Genomic DNA, 531 nt, shown 5'->3' with positions numbered 1-531 from the left:
CCTGGCAGCTATTGGGACCTATTGCTCTCTCCTATCGACCGAAACACCTCTATTCCGTGCTGCATTCTTGATCGGCGATTCCGCGTGTGAAAAGAAGATTCTCCTTCTACTGTTGAGCTCGCGCCGGAAGCTGATGGTGGCAGTATATAGCGGAGCGAGAGCCAATATGCTGCCCGCTGGAACAGCTATTTTAGCAATTTCTAATGAAAACTCATTACTTACATCTGTCTAAATAGATATACATAATGCCATTGTATCACTCGGCTTCATAGTAGATTTCGCTCGATAACCAATTAGATTAAACGGCTATGGTTGCTATCGCAGAGAGGGGCGAGAGCAACACCTAGCGGTACTGGTGCTTTTTCGGCCGGTCCAAGACGTGTAAAAAGAGCACGCAAATTGGCTTGCGCCAAGAAGATTCCGGCTTGCAGGTCGCGGATTTTGCTGGCATCTTCACCTGTTTATGGGTCTCTGCACTGTGGCAGGTGGTTCAAATAGAGGGGTATAAGGATGGCCAAGGAATCTTCGAGT

1 protein-coding gene is annotated in these 531 nt (G+C 48.0%); it reads left to right on the top strand.

The window, feature by feature from the left end; genetic code table 11:
- Positions 1-232, top strand: a 232-nt coding sequence (locus tag NKI70_RS33925; protein ID WP_352726475.1) for a hypothetical protein, incomplete at its 5' end; no start/stop codon positions are given.
- Between the last annotated feature and the right edge of the window lie 299 nt (positions 233-531).

This window comes from Mesorhizobium sp. M0500 (assembly GCF_040321165.1).
Classification (GTDB): Bacteria; Pseudomonadota; Alphaproteobacteria; order Rhizobiales; family Rhizobiaceae; genus Mesorhizobium.
The sequence above is the reverse complement of the archived record's forward strand: the minus strand, read 5'-3'. Positions and strand labels throughout refer to the sequence as shown.